Raw genomic sequence first — 323 nt, 5'->3', positions numbered from 1 at the left:
GATCGGTCAAGGTTGTCAATGCCAGCGTGAATCACGACTCGGCGGCAAGGGGCCTTGCTAGATTGAACCAATCGGTCACAGACGATACCGATGCGGTGATTTTGGAGCTGGGTGGCAATGACATGCTCAGGGGAATCGAGCCAAATGTCACTCGCACGGCGCTCGCGGCGATTCTACGCAACCTAGAAACCCGGCAAATTGTCGCGCTTCTTTGCGGAGCGCGGCCTCACACCAACTTTGGAGACGAGTACGAGAAAGCTTTTGCCGCGATGTTCTCTGGTCTTGCCAGCGAATACAACGTGCTGTTCTACCCGGCTTTCGAC

Annotated in this window: 1 protein-coding gene; it reads left to right on the top strand. The window is 55.7% G+C overall.

What is annotated here, in order from left to right; translation table 11 throughout:
• On the top strand, positions 1 to 323 hold a 323-nt coding region (locus I6F35_RS39745), incomplete at both ends, for a GDSL-type esterase/lipase family protein (protein ID WP_225122983.1).

Origin of the sequence: Bradyrhizobium sp. BRP22 (genome assembly GCF_020194175.1) — a bacterium.
Taxonomy (GTDB): Bacteria; Pseudomonadota; Alphaproteobacteria; order Rhizobiales; family Xanthobacteraceae; genus Bradyrhizobium.
This window is presented reverse-complemented; position numbering and strand designations above follow the sequence as displayed.